16 protein-coding genes are annotated in these 16,011 nt (G+C 65.9%); 13 read left to right on the top strand and 3 right to left on the bottom strand.

Annotated elements, in window-relative coordinates:
* A partial coding sequence (locus tag ACR2JA_RS06915; protein WP_434008365.1) for an AAA family ATPase occupies positions 1-1,050 on the top strand: 1,050 nt, incomplete at its 5' end.
* A 71-nt stretch (positions 1,051-1,121) separates the two neighbouring features.
* On the opposite strand, the gene ACR2JA_RS06910 is transcribed toward ACR2JA_RS06915, so the two are convergent.
* Complete coding sequence (locus tag ACR2JA_RS06910) at positions 1,122-1,616, bottom strand: DUF1499 domain-containing protein (protein ID WP_434008364.1); 495 nt, start codon at positions 1,614-1,616, stop codon at positions 1,122-1,124.
* On the bottom strand, positions 1,613-3,160 hold the full coding sequence (locus ACR2JA_RS06905; RefSeq protein ID WP_434008363.1) for a helicase HerA-like C-terminal domain-containing protein: 1,548 nt from the start codon (positions 3,158-3,160) through the stop codon (positions 1,613-1,615). The genes ACR2JA_RS06910 and ACR2JA_RS06905 overlap by 4 nt, the downstream gene beginning before the upstream one ends.
* 88 nt (positions 3,161-3,248) lie before the next feature.
* On the opposite strand from ACR2JA_RS06905, the gene ACR2JA_RS06900 reads away from it, so the two are divergent.
* Genes ACR2JA_RS06900 through rng form a run of 8 tightly spaced genes read left to right on the top strand, consistent with a single transcriptional unit; the run spans position 3,249 to position 10,306 of the window.
* Positions 3,249-3,974 (top strand): YebC/PmpR family DNA-binding transcriptional regulator, encoded by a 726-nt coding sequence (locus ACR2JA_RS06900; protein WP_434008362.1) that lies wholly within the window; start codon positions 3,249-3,251, stop codon positions 3,972-3,974.
* Positions 3,971-5,245 (top strand): phosphoribosylamine--glycine ligase, encoded by a 1,275-nt coding sequence (purD, locus tag ACR2JA_RS06895; RefSeq protein ID WP_434008361.1) that lies wholly within the window; start codon positions 3,971-3,973, stop codon positions 5,243-5,245. The genes ACR2JA_RS06900 and purD overlap by 4 nt, the downstream gene beginning before the upstream one ends.
* A gap of 16 nt (positions 5,246-5,261) precedes the next feature.
* A complete protein-coding gene (hemF, locus tag ACR2JA_RS06890) occupies positions 5,262-6,173 on the top strand; it encodes an oxygen-dependent coproporphyrinogen oxidase (RefSeq protein ID WP_434008360.1) in 912 nt (303 codons plus the stop codon).
* Positions 6,170-6,841: a nicotinate (nicotinamide) nucleotide adenylyltransferase gene (gene nadD / locus ACR2JA_RS06885; RefSeq protein ID WP_434008359.1), complete on the top strand. Its 672-nt coding sequence runs from the start codon at positions 6,170-6,172 to the stop codon at positions 6,839-6,841. Before hemF ends, nadD begins: the two co-directional genes overlap by 4 nt.
* Positions 6,838-7,671 carry a ribosome silencing factor gene (gene rsfS / locus ACR2JA_RS06880; protein WP_434008358.1) on the top strand — a complete coding sequence of 278 codons (834 nt, stop codon included), beginning with the start codon at positions 6,838-6,840 and terminating at the stop codon, positions 7,669-7,671. Before nadD ends, rsfS begins: the two co-directional genes overlap by 4 nt.
* Entirely contained in the window at positions 7,668-8,135 is a 468-nt protein-coding gene (gene rlmH / locus ACR2JA_RS06875) for a 23S rRNA (pseudouridine(1915)-N(3))-methyltransferase RlmH (RefSeq protein ID WP_434008357.1), read from the top strand. Before rsfS ends, rlmH begins: the two co-directional genes overlap by 4 nt.
* A 6-nt stretch (positions 8,136-8,141) precedes the next feature.
* Entirely contained in the window at positions 8,142-8,765 is a 624-nt protein-coding gene (locus ACR2JA_RS06870) for a Maf family protein (protein WP_434008356.1), read from the top strand.
* 23 nt (positions 8,766-8,788) lie between these two features.
* On the top strand, positions 8,789-10,306 hold the full coding sequence (rng, locus tag ACR2JA_RS06865; RefSeq protein ID WP_434008355.1) for a ribonuclease G: 1,518 nt from the start codon (positions 8,789-8,791) through the stop codon (positions 10,304-10,306).
* Between the two features lie 80 nt (positions 10,307-10,386).
* Here rng and msbA read toward each other — a convergent pair whose 3' ends face one another.
* Positions 10,387-12,171 (bottom strand): lipid A export permease/ATP-binding protein MsbA, encoded by a 1,785-nt coding sequence (msbA, locus tag ACR2JA_RS06860; protein WP_434008367.1) that lies wholly within the window; start codon positions 12,169-12,171, stop codon positions 10,387-10,389.
* Between the two features lie 315 nt (positions 12,172-12,486).
* Here msbA and tolB point away from each other — a divergent pair, with 315 nt between their 5' ends.
* The 4 genes from tolB to ACR2JA_RS06840 all read left to right on the top strand — a co-directional run.
* Positions 12,487-13,722 (top strand): Tol-Pal system beta propeller repeat protein TolB, encoded by a 1,236-nt coding sequence (gene tolB, locus ACR2JA_RS06855; protein ID WP_434008354.1) that lies wholly within the window; start codon positions 12,487-12,489, stop codon positions 13,720-13,722.
* Between the two features lie 57 nt (positions 13,723-13,779).
* On the top strand, positions 13,780-14,358 hold the full coding sequence (gene pal, locus ACR2JA_RS06850) for a peptidoglycan-associated lipoprotein Pal (RefSeq protein WP_434008353.1): 579 nt from the start codon (positions 13,780-13,782) through the stop codon (positions 14,356-14,358).
* Entirely contained in the window at positions 14,358-15,167 is an 810-nt protein-coding gene (gene ybgF / locus ACR2JA_RS06845) for a tol-pal system protein YbgF (RefSeq protein WP_434008352.1), read from the top strand. The genes pal and ybgF overlap by 1 nt, the downstream gene beginning before the upstream one ends.
* 44 nt (positions 15,168-15,211) lie before the next feature.
* On the top strand, positions 15,212-16,011 hold an 800-nt coding region (locus ACR2JA_RS06840), incomplete at its 3' end, for a YeeE/YedE thiosulfate transporter family protein (RefSeq protein ID WP_434008366.1).

The following is a 16,011-nucleotide window of genomic DNA, read 5'->3' as shown; positions in this document are numbered from 1 at the left end:
AAGACCGAGATCGAAGAGATCGTGGCCAAAATCGCCCGCATCCCGCCCGCGAACGTGTCCAACGACGATCGCGGCAAGCTGCAGACGCTCGAGCGCGATCTCAAGAGCGTGGTGTTCGGCCAGGACAAGGCACTGGAAGTGCTCGCCGCCAGCGTCAAGATGGCGCGTTCGGGCCTGGGCAAGGCAGACAAGCCGATCGGCGCCTTCCTGTTCAGCGGCCCCACCGGCGTGGGCAAGACCGAAGCGGCCAAGCAGCTGGCCTACATCATGGGCATCGACCTGATGCGTTTCGACATGTCGGAGTACATGGAGCGCCACGCTGTCAGCCGCCTGATCGGCGCGCCTCCGGGCTACGTCGGTTTCGACCAGGGCGGCCTGCTGACCGAGGCGATCACCAAGAAGCCACACTGCGTGCTGCTGCTCGACGAAATCGAGAAGGCGCACCCGGACATCTTCAACGTGTTGCTGCAGGTCATGGACCACGGCACGCTGACCGACAACAACGGGCGCAAGGCCGACTTCCGCAACGTCATCATCATCATGACGACCAACGCGGGCGCCGAGACCATGAACAAGGCGACCATCGGTTTCACCAACCCGCGCGTGGCGGGTGACGAAATGGGTGACATCAAGCGCCTGTTCACGCCCGAGTTCCGCAACCGGCTGGACGCCATTGTCAACTTCAAGGCGCTGGACGAGCAGATCATCATGCGTGTGGTGGACAAGTTCCTGCTGCAGCTCGAAGGTCAGCTCGCTGAGAAGAAGGTCGAGGTCACCTTCACCGACACACTGCGCAAGCACCTGGCCAAGAAGGGTTTCGATCCGTTGATGGGCGCGCGCCCGATGCAGCGCCTGATTCAGGATACGATCCGCCGCGCGCTGGCCGACGAGCTGCTGTTCGGTCGCCTGACCGACGGTGGTCGCCTGACGGTGGACCTGGAAACCAAGACCGGCGAAGACGGCAAGGAAACCCAGGACGTCAAGCTCGACATCCAGCCCCTGCCGAAGAAGGAAGGCAAGGCCAAACCGGAAGAGGCGACCGCTGGCTGATCTGGCCGGTGATCGCTGCAGATGAAAAAGGCCCAGTCTTGCCGGGCCTTTTCTTTGCCAGCAGGGCCCGATCAGGGCTGCGCGAGGTAGGCCGCGCGGACCGTCTCGATGCGCGCTCGGTTCGCGCCAAAGTCCTGGCGTCCCAGGCGGCTGGCGCTGCGCAGCTCGATTACACCGGTGGCGGGGTTGAACCAGAACTCCAGGTCGTCCACGAACTTCAGCCAGCGCGTCTGCGCCTGGGCCCTCAGATAGTCAGAACGTTGCTCCACCAAGGTGATGCGAGGCGTGGCGCGCAACACGGCTGCCAGTGCGGTCACGGAAGCCACGGCATCGCCCCGGCGCAGGGGAAGTGGCTCGATGAGGGCGTGCGCCTGCTGCGGGTGCCCGGGGTACATATCGGCCTGGCTGCTGACGCTGTTCGGTGTGGCCGATGGAGGCTTCAGGCGGTCTTGGTGCACACCCAGACCGGCCGGCGGTCGACCCGCGAACAGGCCCGCCTGGCCTGCCACCAGCAACGCCGCCACCAGCCCCAGCGAGCTGTACAGCAGCCGCCGGCCGGTGATCACCGCTTGCCGCCCAGCAGACTGCCCAGCACCCCACGCACGATCTGGCGGCCGATGCCGCTGGCGACGCTGCGCGCGGCGGTTTTGGCCATGGTCTGGACCAGGCCATCGTACTGGCCACCCCGCGGACCGGTGCGTCCGAACAGGGCTTCGTTGAGCATGCCACCCAGGCCGCCACCGGCTTCGGCCTCGGCCGTCTTGCCGGCCGCTCCGGGAATGCGGGGGGTTTTGGGGGCTGTGGTGTCCGTTTCGGCGGTGGCTTGTCCGCGCTGGCCGGCATGGGCCTGGAACATCTCGTAGGCGCTCTCGCGGTCCACCACTTTTTCGTACACGCCGGCCACCAGCGAGTTCTGCTGCAAGGCCTGGCGCTGTTCGAGGCTGATGGGCCCCAGCTGGCTGCCCGGTGGCAGCACAAACACGCGTTCGGTCTCGCTCGGGCGTCCCTTGGTGTCGAGCAGGCTCACCAAGGCTTCGCCCACGGCCAGTTCGGTGATGGCGGCCTCGATGTCCAGCCCCGCCTTGGGGCGCATGGTCTGGGCTGTGGCCTTGACGGCCTTCTGGTCGCGCGGCGTGAAGGCGCGCAGCGCGTGCTGTACGCGGTTGCCCAGCTGGCCGAGCACGCTGTCGGGAATGTCCAGCGGGTTCTGCGTCACGAAGTACACCCCCACGCCCTTGGAGCGCACCAGGCGCACCACCAGCTCGATGCGGTCGACCAGGATCTTGGGCGCCTCGTCGAACAGCAGGTGGGCCTCGTCGAAGAAGAACACCAGCTTGGGCTTCTCCGGGTCGCCGATTTCGGGCAGGGTTTCGAACAGCTCCGACAGCATCCACAGCAGGAAGGTGGCGTACAGGCGCGGCGAGTTCAGCAGCTTGTCGGCGGCCAGGATGTTGATCACGCCCTTGCCGCGCTCGGTCTGCATGAAGTCGTTGATGTCGAGCATGGGCTCGCCAAAGAACTTGTCGCCGCCCTGCTGTTCGATCTGCAGCAGACCGCGCTGGATGGCGCCGATGCTGGCGGCGCTGATGTTGCCGTACTCGGTGGTGAACTGCTTGGCGTTGTCGCCGATGTGCTGCAACATGGCCCGCAGGTCTTTCATGTCGAGCAGCAGCAGGCCGTTGTCGTCGGCGATCTTGAACACCAGGTTGAGCACGCCGGCCTGGGTGTCGTTGAGGTCCAGCATGCGCGAGAGCAGCAGCGGTCCCATGTCGGAGATGGTGGCGCGCACCGGGTGGCCCTGTTCACCAAACACGTCCCACAGCGTGGTCGGGCAGGCCTGCGGTTCGGTCGGGGTGATGCCGCGGTCGGCCAGCACTTTGACGATTTTTTCGGGCAGCTTACCGCTCTGGCTGATGCCAGTGAGGTCGCCTTTGACGTCGGCCATGAACACCGGCACGCCGATGTTGGAGAACTGCTCGGCCAGCGTTTGCAGCGTGACGGTCTTGCCGGTGCCGGTTGCGCCGGTGATCAGGCCGTGGCGGTTGGCCAGACTGGGCAGCAGGTGGCACTGGGCGTTGGCGTTCTGGGCAATCAGTATCGGTTCGGCCATGGTGGGCGTCCTGAGAAGGGTGAGAAAAGGGGGATCGTAAAATCTACGGTTATTACACCAAATTCTGGTCAGAAAAAAGGATTCACTCGTGGCTGGACACAGCAAATGGGCCAACATTCAACACCGCAAGGGCCGGCAGGATGAGAAGCGGGGCAAGATCTGGACGCGTGTGATCCGTGAAATCACCGTGGCGGCCCGCACGGGTGGCGGTGACCCGGCGATGAACCCGCGCCTGCGTTTGGCGATCGACAAGGCCAAGGCGGCCAACATGCCGGCCGACCGCATCAAGTACAACGTGGACAAGGCTTCGGGGGCCCTGGAAGGCCAGGCATTGGAAGAGATCCGCTACGAAGGCTATGGCATCGGCGGCGCAGCCATCATCGTGGACACGATGACCGACAACAAGGTGCGCACCGTGGCCGAAGTGCGGCACGCCTTCAGCAAGTACGGCGGCAACCTGGGCACCGACGGTTCGGTGGCGTTCCAGTTCAAGCATTGCGGCCAGATCATCTTTGCGCCGGGCACGAGCGAAGACAAGGTGATGGAAGTGGCGCTGGAAGCCGGCGCCGAGGATGTGATCACCGACGACGACGGCGCGATCGAGGTGCTGACCGCTTACACCGACTTTGAAGCGGTGAAAAACGCGCTGGAGGCCGCCGGCCTCAAGCCCGAGGTGGCCGAGGTGACGATGCGGCCCGAGAACACCATCGAGCTGACCGGTGAAGACGCGGCCCGCATGCAGAAGCTGCTGGACATCATCGAAGACCTGGACGACGTTCAGGAAGTCTTCCACAACGCCGAGATCAACGAATGAAAGTCCTGGTGATTGGCGGCGGTGGCCGCGAGCATGCGCTGGCGTGGAAGCTCAAGCAGTCCGAGGGCGTGGAGCAGGTGTTTGTCGCGCCGGGCAACGCCGGCACTGCGCGGGACGCGCAGCTGACCAACCTCCCCATCACCGACAAGGTGGCCCTGCGCGAGTGGGTGCAGGCCAACGGCATTGGCCTGACGGTGGTCGGACCCGAGGCGCCGCTGGCGGCCGGTGTGGTGGACGAGTTCCGCGCCCACGGTCTGGCGATCTTCGGCCCGACGCAGAAAGCAGCCCAGCTGGAAAGCTCCAAGGCCTTCAGCAAGGCCTTCATGCAGCGCCATGGCATTCCCACAGCCGAGTACCAGACCTTCACCGACGCCGTGCAGGCCCATGCCTATGTGGACGCCAAGGGCGCGCCCATCGTGATCAAGGCCGACGGCCTGGCGGCGGGCAAGGGTGTGGTGGTGGCGATGTCGCTGGCCGAGGCACATGAAGCCATCGACTTCATGCTGCTGGACAACACGCTGGGTGTGGCGCACAACGAAGGCGGCGCTCGGGTGGTGATCGAGGAATTCCTCGAAGGCGAAGAAGCCAGCTTCATCGTGCTGTGCGACGGCGTGAACGCATTGGCGCTGGCCACCAGCCAGGACCACAAACGCCTGCTGGACGCCGACCAGGGCCCGAACACCGGCGGAATGGGCGCCTATTCGCCCGCGCCGGTGGTCACGCCGGCGGTCCACCAGCGCGCGATGGACGAGGTGATCCTGCCCACGCTGCGTGGCATGGCCGCCGATGGCATTCCGTACACCGGCTTTCTTTATGCCGGTCTCATGATCACGCCCGACGCCCGCGTCAAGACGCTGGAATTCAACTGCCGCATGGGCGACCCCGAGACCCAGCCGATCATGATGCGCCTGCGCTCCAACCTGGCCCAGGTGCTGCTGCAGGCCACCCGTGCCGAACTGGACCAGGTCACCCTCGACTGGGACCCGCGCGTGGCGCTGGGTGTGGTCCTGGCCGCGGCCGGCTATCCCATGAATCCGCGCAAGGGCGATGCCATCAGTGGCTTGCCGGCCGACGAGGCCGACCGCATGGTGTTCCACGCCGGCACCGCTGTTGTCAACGACCAGGTGGTGGTCTCGGGTGGCCGTGTACTGTGCGTGACGGCGCTGGCCGACACCGTGGCCGCCGCGCAGCAAAAGGCCTATGGTGTGGTGGACGGCATCCGTTTCGACGGCATGCAGTGTCGTCGCGACATCGGTTTTCGCGCCCTCTGATTTGGCAAAGGCCAGCATGAACCCGACACAAAAGGTCCGCGACTACCTCACCGGTTTGCAAGACCGCATCACCTCCACCGTCGCTTTGGTGGACGGTGGCCGTTTTGTGGTCGATCACTGGAAGAAGCCGGCTGGCGAGACCCTGCAAGGGCAGGGCATCACGCAGATCCTGGAAGGTGGCCCGGTGTTCGAGCGCGCCGGTTGCGGTTTCTCGCACGTCACCGGACCGCGCCTGCCGCCGTCGGCCACCCAGCACCGTCCGGAACTCGCTGGCGCGCCGTTCGAGGCCATGGGTGTCTCGCTGGTGTTTCACCCGCGCAACCCGTACGTGCCGACGGTGCACATGAACGTGCGCATGATCGCCGCAAACCCGGCCAAGGGCGATCCGGTGTGCTGGTTCGGCGGTGGCATGGACCTCACGCCCTATTACGCGTTCGAAGAGGACGCGGTGCATTTCCACAGCACCTGCAAGGGGGCGCTGGATGCGTTTGGTGTGGACAAGTACCCGCGCTTCAAGCAGTGGTGCGACGAATACTTCTATCTGAAACACCGCGACGAGCAGCGCGGCATCGGTGGCGTGTTTTTTGACGACTTCGCCGAGTTCGGTTTCGAGGGCAGCTTTGCCATGCTGCGCTCGGTCGGCGACGCCTTCCTGGACGCCTACCTGCCCATTGTGGACCGCCGCAAGGACCTGCCGTACGGTGAGCGCGAGCGCGAGTTCCAGCTCTACCGCCGTGGCCGCTATGTGGAATTCAACCTGGTCTGGGACCGGGGTACGCACTTCGGTTTGCAGTCTGGCGGCCGCAGCGAATCTATTTTGCTGTCCATGCCGCCGATGGTGAGCTGGTCGTACCAGCGCACCGACCCGGCAGGCTCGCCCGAGACGCGCCTGACCAGCGAGTTCCTGGTGCGCAAGGACTGGGTTTGAGCCCACAGGCAGCGGGCACCCCAGTACCCGCCATACCCGAGCCACTGCGCATCGGTGTCTACGGCGGCGCGTTCGATCCACCGCACTGGGCGCACCGCGCGTTGGCCGAAGCGGCGATGACCCAGTTGCGGCTGGACCGGCTGCTGATCCTGCCCACCGGGCAGGCCTGGCACAAGGCGCGCCCGCTGACCGACGCACAACACCGGCTGGCCATGTGCCTGCTGGCGTTCGGCGATTTGCCGCACACCCAGGTGGACCCGCGTGAAACGCGCCGCAGCGGGCCCAGCTTCACGGCGGACACGCTCCAGGAACTGCGGCGGGAATATCCCTCGGCACAATTGTTCCTGCTGCTGGGGGCCGACCAGTTGCTGGCCTTCAAGACCTGGATGCGCTGGCCCGACGTGCTGCGACTGGCGCAACTGGCCGTGGCCAACCGGGCCACGCGCATCGGCACCGACGCGCTGGACAACACACACGCCGAGACCGATCTCTCGGGCGTGGACCTGCCTTTCATCCGGCTGGACATGCCCCTGACCAACATCAGCGCCACCGCCGTGCGTGCCCGTTTCGGGCAGGCACTGGGGCGCGCCGGCACCCACGCCGCACTGGTGCCCCAGGCGGTGGCAAGCTATATTTCACAACACCATCTTTATCAGAAGCCCTCATGACCAGCGAAACCACAGCCAAAAAAGACATCCAGAAACTCCAGCGCGCGATCGTGGATGGACTGGAGGACGTCAAAGGCCAGGACATCGTGGTGTTCAACACCGAGACGCTGTCGCCGCTGTTCGAGCGCGTGATCGTGGCCAGTGGCACCTCCAACCGCCAGACCAAGGCGCTGGCCGCCAGCGTGCGCGACGCCGTGCGTGAGGCGGGTTTCGACAAGCCACGTATCGAAGGCGAAGAAAACGGCGAATGGATCATCGTCGACTGCGGTCAGGCCGTGGCCCACGTGATGCAGCCGGTGATCCGCCAGTACTACCGTCTCGAAGAAATCTGGGGCGCCAAGCCGGTGCGCCTGAAGACCGCTGCCGAAAAAGCGGCCGAGGCACGTGAAGCCGCCAAGGCCACCACCAAGACCACGCGCAAGGGCACGGTCAAGGACGTCAAGCCGGTGGACGCCAAGTCCCTGGCCCGCAAGCAGGCCAAGGCGGCCGCGGCCGTCGCCGCTGAACCGGTGAAGGCCCCCGCCAAGAAGGCTGCCACCAAAACGGCGGCGTCGAAGCCCGTGGCCAAGCCTGCGGCCACCAAGACCGCAGCATCCAAGACAATCGCCGCCAAGCCCACTGCTGCCAAGGCACCGGCGAGCAAGGTCGCCGCCAAGGCGCCGGCCCGCAAGAGCACCACCGGTGCGGTGCCTGCCAAGAAGGCGATCAAGACCGTGGTCGTCAAACCCAAGAGCGCTGCCAAGCCCGTTGCCAAGGCGGCCAGCAAGGCGCCGGCCAAACCCGCTGCCAAGCGCACCGTGGCCAAGCCCGCCGCCAAGAAAAAGGCATGAAGCTGGTGATCGTCGCGGTCGGGCAACGCATGCCCGACTGGGCCCAGACCGCCTACGACGATTACGCCAAGCGCTTCCCACCCGAACTGCGGGTGGAGATCAAAACCGTCAAGACCGAGCCGCGTGGCTCCAAGACCGTGGAAACGGTCATGGCCGCGGAGCGCGAGCGCATCGTCGCGGCGCTGCCCAAAGGCTGTCGCACCGTGGTGCTGGACGAACGGGGCACCCAGCTCACGACGAAGGCGCTGGCAGTGCAGCTGCAGGCCTGGCAGCAAGGTGGCGACGACGTGGCCCTGGTCATCGGTGGTCCGGACGGACTGGAGCCGGCTTTTCGTGCCGCGGCGCACCAGCGCATCCGCCTGTCCGACCTCACGCTGCCGCACGCCATGGTGCGGGTGCTGCTGATCGAGCAGCTCTACCGCGCCTGGTCGATCAATGCCAACCACCCCTACCACCGGGAATGACGCACCGTGAGTGACTTCATTTATCTCGCCTCCCAGAGTCCGCGCCGCAAGCAGCTGCTGGAGCAATGGGGCGTGCGTTGCGAGCTGCTGTTGCCCGACGAGGGCGAGGATGTCGAAGCGCTGGAAGTGGTCAAGGGCGCCGAAGCGCCGGCCGCCTATGTCCAGCGCGTCACGGATCTGAAACTGCAGGCCTCCGTTGCGCGGCTTCGGCGCCGCGGGCTGCCCCTGGCGCCTGTGCTCTGCGCCGACACCACGGTGGCGCTGGGGCGCCGCATCCTGGGCAAACCGGCTGATGCGGCGCAGGCGCGGCGCATGTTGGCGGACCTGTCGGGCCAGCAGCACCGCGTGCTGACAGCAGTGGCGGTGGCACGGCCTTCTGCCCGTGGGGCCGACCGCCAATGGGCGGCGATGTCCACCTCGCAGGTGGTTTTCGATGCGTGGAGCGCTGCCGACATCCGGCGCTACGTGGCCAGTGGTGAACCCATGGGCAAGGCGGGCGCCTACGCCATCCAGGGCGCGGCGGCGCTGCACATCCGGCACATCAGCGGCAGCTACACGGGCATCATGGGCCTGCCTGCGCACGAAACCGCGCAGTTGCTGCGCGTCGCCGGCATGCGCCTGGCCTGCTGAATTTTTCACACCACAAGGCAAGCATGAGCCAGGACATTCTCATCAACTGGGCACCGCAAGAAACCCGCGTGGCGGTGGTGGAGCAGGGCGCGGTGCAAGAGGTGCACCTGGAACGCACGCTCGAACGCGGCCTGGTCGGCAACATCTACCTGGGCAAGGTCTCGCGCGTGCTGCCGGGCATGCAGTCGGCCTTTATCGACATCGGCCTGGACCGGGCGGCTTTCCTGCATGTGGCCGACCTCATGCCCAACATCGCCGCCAAACACGCGTCGCCGCGCGAGAAGGGTCAGGCGGAAGCGGGTGGCAAGGTGCTCGAAGGCGATCCGGTGCAGCCGATCGAGCGCCAGATTTTCGAGGGTCAGGCGCTGATGGTGCAGGTGCTCAAGGACCCGATCGGCACCAAGGGTGCGCGGCTGACGGCGCAGATCAGCATTGCCGGGCGCCTGCTGGTGTTCCTGCCGCAGGACAACCACATTGGCGTGTCGCAAAAAATTCCGTCGGCGCAGCGCGAGGCCCTGCGCCAGCGGGTGATGGGGCTCGCGGCGCCGGCCGACGGCAGTGCCACGGGCGGATTCATCCTGCGCACCAACGCCGAAGACGCGTCTGACGACGAGCTGCGTGAGGACATCGCCTACCTGCGCAAGACCTGGCAGCGCATCAAGGAGGCTGCCACGCGACAGCCACCGGCCACGCTGCTGCACGAAGACCTGAACCTGATGCAGCGCGTGCTGCGGGACCTGGTCAGCGCTCAGACCCACTCCATCCGCATCGATTCACGAGAGCAGTGCGGTCTGCTGCAGGCCTTTGCCACTGAGTTCATGCCCGACACGCTGCCCAAGCTGCAGCTGTACACGGGCGAGCGGCCCATCTTCGACCTGTTCAACATCGACGAAGACATCGCGCGCGCGCTCAGCCGCCGCGTCGATCTCAAGTCCGGTGGCTACCTGGTCATTGACCAGACCGAGGCCCTGACCACGGTGGACGTGAACACCGGCGGCTTCGTGGGCGCGCGCAATTTCGACGACACGGTGTTCCGCACCAACCTGGAAGCCTCGCAAGCCATTGCGCGGCAACTGCGGCTGCGCAACCTGGGTGGTATCGTCATCGTGGACTTCATCGACATGGTGCGCGAAGACCACCGCGAAGCCGTGCTGACCGAATTCCGCAAGCAACTGGCCCGCGACCGCGTCAAGACCATGACCGGCGGCTTCTCACAGCTGGGTCTGGTCGAGATGACGCGCAAGCGCACCCGCGAATCGCTGGCCCACATGCTCAGCGAGCCTTGTGGCGCTTGCGGCGGCAAAGGTGTGGTGAAAACGGCGCGCAGTGTCTGCTACGACATCCTGCGCGAGATCCTGCGCGAAGCGCGCGCTTTCAATCCGCGCGAGTTCCGCGTGGTGGCTTCGGCCCAGGTGGTGGAGTTGTTCCTCGACGAAGAAAGCCAGCACCTGGCCGGATTGAGCGACTTCATCGGCAAACCGATCTCTCTGCAAGCCGAAGGCTCGATGACACAGGAGCAGTACGACATCGTGCTGCTGTGATGCACCCGCTCCGCTGAGCAACGCCCCGCAGCGGTCACTTTGACGTGTGCCACGCTGGATCGGGTGCGAAGGTATACGCGCTAAGCGGACGGCGTCGCGGGTGGTGCTGCATCGCTTGCTGAAAAACCCTGCGCATGCAGGCGTGCGTACAGCCCATCGTTGCACAGCAGAGCATGGTGCGTGCCTTGTTCGCTGATGACGCCATTTGCCAGTACCACGACTCTATCCGCGTGTTCGATGGTGGACAGGCGGTGCGCGATGACCAGGGTGGTGCGCCCCTTCATCAGCCGGGCCAGCGCGTCCTGTACCAGGCGTTCGGATTCGTTGTCCAGTGCGGACGTGGCCTCGTCGAGGATGAGGATGGGCGCATCCTTGTAGATGGCGCGCGCTATCGCCAGCCGCTGGCGCTGACCGCCCGAGAGTTCGGCCGCGTTGTGGCCGACGGTGCTGTGGATGCCTTGCGGCAGCCGAGAGAGCAGTTCACCGAGGTTCGCGGCTTCGAGCGCGGCCCGCACGCGGACTTCGTCGATGGAGGCGTCGTCGGCGCCCAGCGCGACGTTGGCGGCGAGGCTGTCGTTGAGCATGACCACATCCTGGCTCACCATCGCAAACTGGCTGCGCAGGCTGGCCAGTTGCCAGTCCCGCAGTGGCACGTCGTCCAGCAGCACCTGCCCCTGATCGAATTCGACAAAGCGTGGCAGCAGGTTGACCAGTGTCGTCTTGCCCGAACCTGAAGGGCCCACAAAGGCCAGCACCTCTCCAGGGCGAATGTCCAGCGAAACGCCGCGCAGCGCCGTGCGGCTGTGGTCGTCATCGGCAATGGCCTGCCCGTCTTTCGCAGGGTAGCGCACCCAGACCTCTTGCAGCCGGATCGAACCCTGCACCCGCTCTGCGGCATGTGTTCCGCCGGTCTGTTCTGGCGTGTTCTCGATCAGGTCCAGCCCACGCTCCAGCGCCACCAGCCCGCGTGTGATGGGCCCGGCGATTTCGGCCAGGTGGCGGATGGGCGTGATCAGCATCAGCATGGCCGTGACGAACGCGACAAAGTTGCCCACACTGCCACCGCTGCTGCTGCTTTGCCAGAGCGCCACCGCGATCACCGCCGACAGCGCCGCCGAGGCCAGCAACTGGGTCACGGGCGTCATGGCACCCTGTGCGATGCTGGACTTGAGCGCGAGTTTGCGCAGCGTGGTGCTGAGCACGTCAAAGCGCTGCATCTGCCGGGCTTGCGCACCGTGCAAACGCACCATCCGGTAGGCCAGCGCGTTTTCTTCCACCACGTAAGCCAGGTCATCGGTGGCTTGCTGGCTGGCACGGGTCAACTTGAACAACCGCTTGGACAAGACCTTCATGACCACGACCAGCGCCGGGAACAAGGTGAGAACGATCAGCGTGAGTTTCCAGTTCAGGTACAGCAGGTAACCCATCAAGGCCAGCATGGTCAGGCTGTCTTTGGCCAGGGTCAGGATGGACGACACCAGCAGCGAGGAGCCGGTCTGCACCTCGTACACCAGTGTGTTGGAGAGTTTGCTGGCGCTTTGCTGCGCGAACAGCGTCATCTGGGCGTCGTTGAGTTTGGCGAACATCGCCCGGCGCAGGTTCAGCAGCCCCAGGCTGGCGGTGTACGACAGCGCGTACTGCGCCAGGAAGACCGCCAGACCACGTGCACCGAACAGTCCCATGAGCGCCGCCGGCACCATCCACAACGCGATCGCGCCCTGGCTGAAGCCACGGTCCAGCAAGGTCTTGAGCAACGCCGGGATCATGGGCTCGGTGATCGCGCCCAGCGCAGTGGCCACAGCGGCGATCACGATGCCGGTACGGGCGGTCCGGAAGTAGGGCCACAGCCGCGCCAGGCGCTGCATCAGGGTGCTCGTGGGCGCGGCAGAAGGGGGGACGATGGCGCTCAAGGGGTGCGGTGTTTGAGAAAGAGGGCGGGGATGGAACCAATCGCGCTGCTCTGCGATCCAGCGTAGCGGCGTGATCGCTTGCGAGCATCACATCTTGTCACGGGTGCGGGTGAGTGCTCCGCTATTATCGGCTGCGCCCGCACACGGCTTTGCTCAGCGCGCGGCGCAGTTCATGGGATGACTACAAGGATGCTGGATTTGACCCGACTGGAACACTGGGCTCCGACCCGACGCCAAGGCCTGCTGTGTGCAGCAGGCGCACTCTCCCAGATGGCCTGGCCGTTGCACGAAGCGCATGCGCAGTTCCGGGTCGAAGTCTCCGGTGTCGGCCTGACGCAGTTTCCCTTTTCGGTCGTGAACTTTCGCGGCAACGACGCCGCGAGCCAGAACATCGCCGCGATCGTGCGGGCCGACCTGGAGCGCAGCGGGCAGTTCCGCTTTTCGGAACCTGTTGTCGGCAACCTCGATGAATCCACCCGGCCAGACCTGACCGCCTGGCGTGGCAAGGGCGCCGATTCGCTGGTGGTAGGCAGTGTCAACCGCCTGGCCGACGGGCGTTTCGATGTGCGTTTCCGGCTTTGGGATCTGGTGCGTGGTCAGGACCTGGGCGGCCTGAGCTACCCGGTGGCGGCGGCCGATCTGCGCCTGGCGGCGCACCGCATCGCGGACCAGGTTTACGAAAAGATCACCGGCGACAAGGGCGTGTTCTCCACACGCATCGCGTACGTGAGCAAGGCAGGGCAGCGTTACCAGCTCTGGGTGGCTGATGCCGATGGTGAGAACGCCCGGGCAGCGCTCAGCAGCCCCGAGCCCATCATCTCGCCCAGCTGGGCGCCGGGGGGCTCGCAGCTCGCCTATGTGTCGTTCGAGGCACGCAAGCCAGTGATTTACGCGCACGACGTGTCCACCGGCAAGCGGCGCCTGTTGGCGAACTTCCGCGGCTCCAACAGCGCGCCGGCCTGGTCGCCCGACGGCAAGCAACTGGTGGCCACGCTGTCCATTTCGGGCAACGCCCAGCTGTATGCAGTGGGGGCCGATGGCGGCGAGCCCCGACGCCTGACGCAGACCGAAAGCATCGACACCGAGCCCGTGTTCAGCGCGGACGGCAAGTCGATCTACTTTGTGAGCGACCGGGGTGGCTCGCCGCAGGTTTACCGCATGGCTGCGCAGGGCGGCGATGCACAGCGCGTCACGTTCAGCGGGAACTACAACATCTCGCCCTCGATCAGTCCGGACGGGCGGCATCTGGCCTTCATCTCACGTGTCAACGGGGCTTTTCGCCTGCACGTGATGGAGTTGTCCAGCGGCGATGTGACCGCCCTGACCGACACCAGCGCGGACGAGAGTCCGAGCTTCTCGCCCAACGGTCGCATGATCATTTACGCCACGCGCGACAAAGGACAGGAATCGCTGATGACCACCAGCCTGGACGGCCGCATCAAAACCCGCTTGGCCGGCGCGCAAGGGGATATCCGCGAGCCCGAATGGGGGCCCTTCCTGCGCTGATCGAGCTGTGCAACCCCGTCAAGGGGCGTTTCCCAACGGATTTGAAAGGCCCTGTGTATGAACCCAACTTCCTTCTTCGCTTCGCGCCGCACGGCCTGGATCACGCCCTTGTTGCTCGCTGCCGGGCTGGCTGGCTGCGCTTCGAGCGTCCCGCTGGACGCTGTGCCGGTGGTCGATCGCACGGCCACCGCTGTGAGCCCGCTGGGCCAGGGCAACGTGACGGCGCCCGCGACCTCCGGCGGCGTCTCCGACCAGCGGGGCGTCTCGCCCGTGCAGGTGGCTCCGACCGATGCGCCCCAGCCTGAGACCATGGCGCGCCTGGTGTATTTCGACTACGACAGCTTTGTGGTCAAGCCTGAATTTGCCCCCATGCTGGAAGCCAATGCGCGCTACCTGATGGCCGACGGCAAGCGCCGGCTCGCACTGGAAGGACACACCGACGAGCGTGGGGGGCGCGAGTACAACCTGGCGCTGGGGCAGAAACGGGCCGAAGCCGTGCGCCGCGCGCTCACACTGCTGGGCGTGCGCGACCAGCAAGTGGAGCCGGTGAGCTTCGGCGAGGAAAAACCCGCGGCCAACGGCTTCACCGAAGACGCCTACGCCAAGAACCGCCGGGTCGAATTCACCTACCGCTGATGCGCATGACCACCGTTCCCCGCTGCCTGATGCGTGCGCTGCTGCCCTTGACCAGTGCACTGGCGCTGGTGTGGCCGCTGCAGGCCCACGCCTTGTTCGACGACGATGAGGCGCGCAAAGCCATCATCGAACTGCGCCAGCGCGTCGAGATCAACCGCCAGGCCGCCGAGGCGGCCAATGCCGCGACGACGCGCACGGCAGAAGAGGCGCGTGATGGCCAGGCCACCACGCGCCGCAGCTTGCTGGATCTGGCCAACCAGATCGAACAGCTGCGGGCCGACGTGGCGCGCCTGCGCGGACAGAACGAGCAGCTGACGCGCGAGGTGTCCGAACTGCAGCGCCAGCAGAAAGACGTGCAGCTGGGCCTGGACGAGCGTCTGCGCAAAGTGGAGCCGATGAAGGTGTCGCTGGACGGCAAAGACTTCACTGCGGCCCCGACCGAGAAGCGCGATTTCGACGCTGCGATGGAAACGCTGCGGCGCACCGAGTTTGACGCGGCAGCCCAGGCCTACCAGCAGTTCCTGCGGCGCTACCCCGACAGCGGCTACACCGCCGCGGCGCTGTACTGGCTGGGCAACGCCCAGTATGCCAACCGCGACTACAAGGCCGCGGTGGAATCGCACCGGCGCCTCGTGACCCAGTTCCCGGACCACCCGCGCACGCCCGAGGCACAGCTGGCGATCGCCAACAGCCAGGTCGAGCTCAAGGACACCAAGGCCGCACGGCGCACGCTCGAAGAGCTCGTCAAAGCGCATCCCCAGTCGGAGGCGGCCGGCGCTGCACGCGAACGACTGAGCCGCCTGCGCTGAGACCAAGGCCGGCCGTGCCAAGGGGATAGGGGGCTGCTCCTACAATCCCGGGCATGGACATCGCCGCACTCCAACAACAAAGCGCCTTGGTGCTGTGGGCCGCTTTTGCGGCCGCAGCCGTCTTCGGTTTCATCGCCCAGCGCACCCACTTTTGTACCATGGGGGCGGTCAGCGACATCGTCAACATGGGCTCCTGGACACGGATGCGCATGTGGGCAGCGGCGGTTGCGGTGGCCATGATCGGTTTTCACACCATGGCCTGGCTGGGCTGGATCGACCCCACTCAGACCATCTACGGCACAGGGCGGGTGATCTGGCTGTCGGCGCTGCTGGGTGGTGTGCTGTTCGGTTTCGGCATGGTGCTCGCATCGGGCTGTGGCAGCAAAACGCTGGTGCGCATCGGCGGGGGCAGCCTCAAGGCGCTGACCGTGTTCTTCGTCATGGGCTTCACCGCTTACGCGACCTTGAGTGGCGTGCTGGCCGTGCTGCGCGTGAACACGGTCGATACGGTGGCGTTTGCCATGCCAGGCGGCGCGGCATTACCCGCCTGGCTGGCCCATGTGGCAGGGCTCAACGCCGGTACCACCGGCCTGGTCCTGTCATTGCTAGTGGGTGGTGCCCTGCTGCTCTGGGCGCTCAGTGGTCGCGACTTCCGCACCCCGGGCAACCTGCTGGGCGGCATAGGCCTGGGGCTCACCGTGACCGCCATGTGGTGGATCAGTGGGCGGCTGGGCTTTGTGGCCGAACACCCCGAGACGCTGGAGTCGGTGTACCTGGCCACCGTCACCGGACGCATGGAGTCCTTTTCGTTCACCGCTCCCATGGCTTACACACAGGACTGGCT

It is taken from the genome of Hydrogenophaga sp., from assembly GCF_051007235.1.
In the GTDB taxonomy this organism is placed as follows: Bacteria; Pseudomonadota; Gammaproteobacteria; order Burkholderiales; family Burkholderiaceae_C; genus Hydrogenophaga.
This window is presented reverse-complemented; position numbering and strand designations above follow the sequence as displayed.

Excerpts from the sequence above, each read along its gene's own strand:
- ybgF (WP_434008352.1), top strand. The coding sequence starts at position 14,358 with ATGCGCATGACCACCGTTCCCCGCTGCCTGATGCGTGCGCTGCTGCCC.
- rlmH (WP_434008357.1), top strand. The coding sequence starts at position 7,668 with ATGAAGCTGGTGATCGTCGCGGTCGGGCAACGCATGCCCGACTGGGCC.
- rsfS (WP_434008358.1), top strand. The coding sequence starts at position 6,838 with ATGACCAGCGAAACCACAGCCAAAAAAGACATCCAGAAACTCCAGCGC.
- rng (WP_434008355.1), top strand. The coding sequence starts at position 8,789 with ATGAGCCAGGACATTCTCATCAACTGGGCACCGCAAGAAACCCGCGTG.
- ACR2JA_RS06905 (WP_434008363.1), bottom strand. The coding sequence starts at position 3,160 with ATGGCCGAACCGATACTGATTGCCCAGAACGCCAACGCCCAGTGCCAC.
- tolB (WP_434008354.1), top strand. The coding sequence starts at position 12,487 with ATGGCCTGGCCGTTGCACGAAGCGCATGCGCAGTTCCGGGTCGAAGTC.
- hemF (WP_434008360.1), top strand. The coding sequence starts at position 5,262 with ATGAACCCGACACAAAAGGTCCGCGACTACCTCACCGGTTTGCAAGAC.
- purD (WP_434008361.1), top strand. The coding sequence starts at position 3,971 with ATGAAAGTCCTGGTGATTGGCGGCGGTGGCCGCGAGCATGCGCTGGCG.
- pal (WP_434008353.1), top strand. The coding sequence starts at position 13,780 with ATGAACCCAACTTCCTTCTTCGCTTCGCGCCGCACGGCCTGGATCACG.
- msbA (WP_434008367.1), bottom strand. The coding sequence starts at position 12,171 with ATGCAGCGCCTGGCGCGGCTGTGGCCCTACTTCCGGACCGCCCGTACC.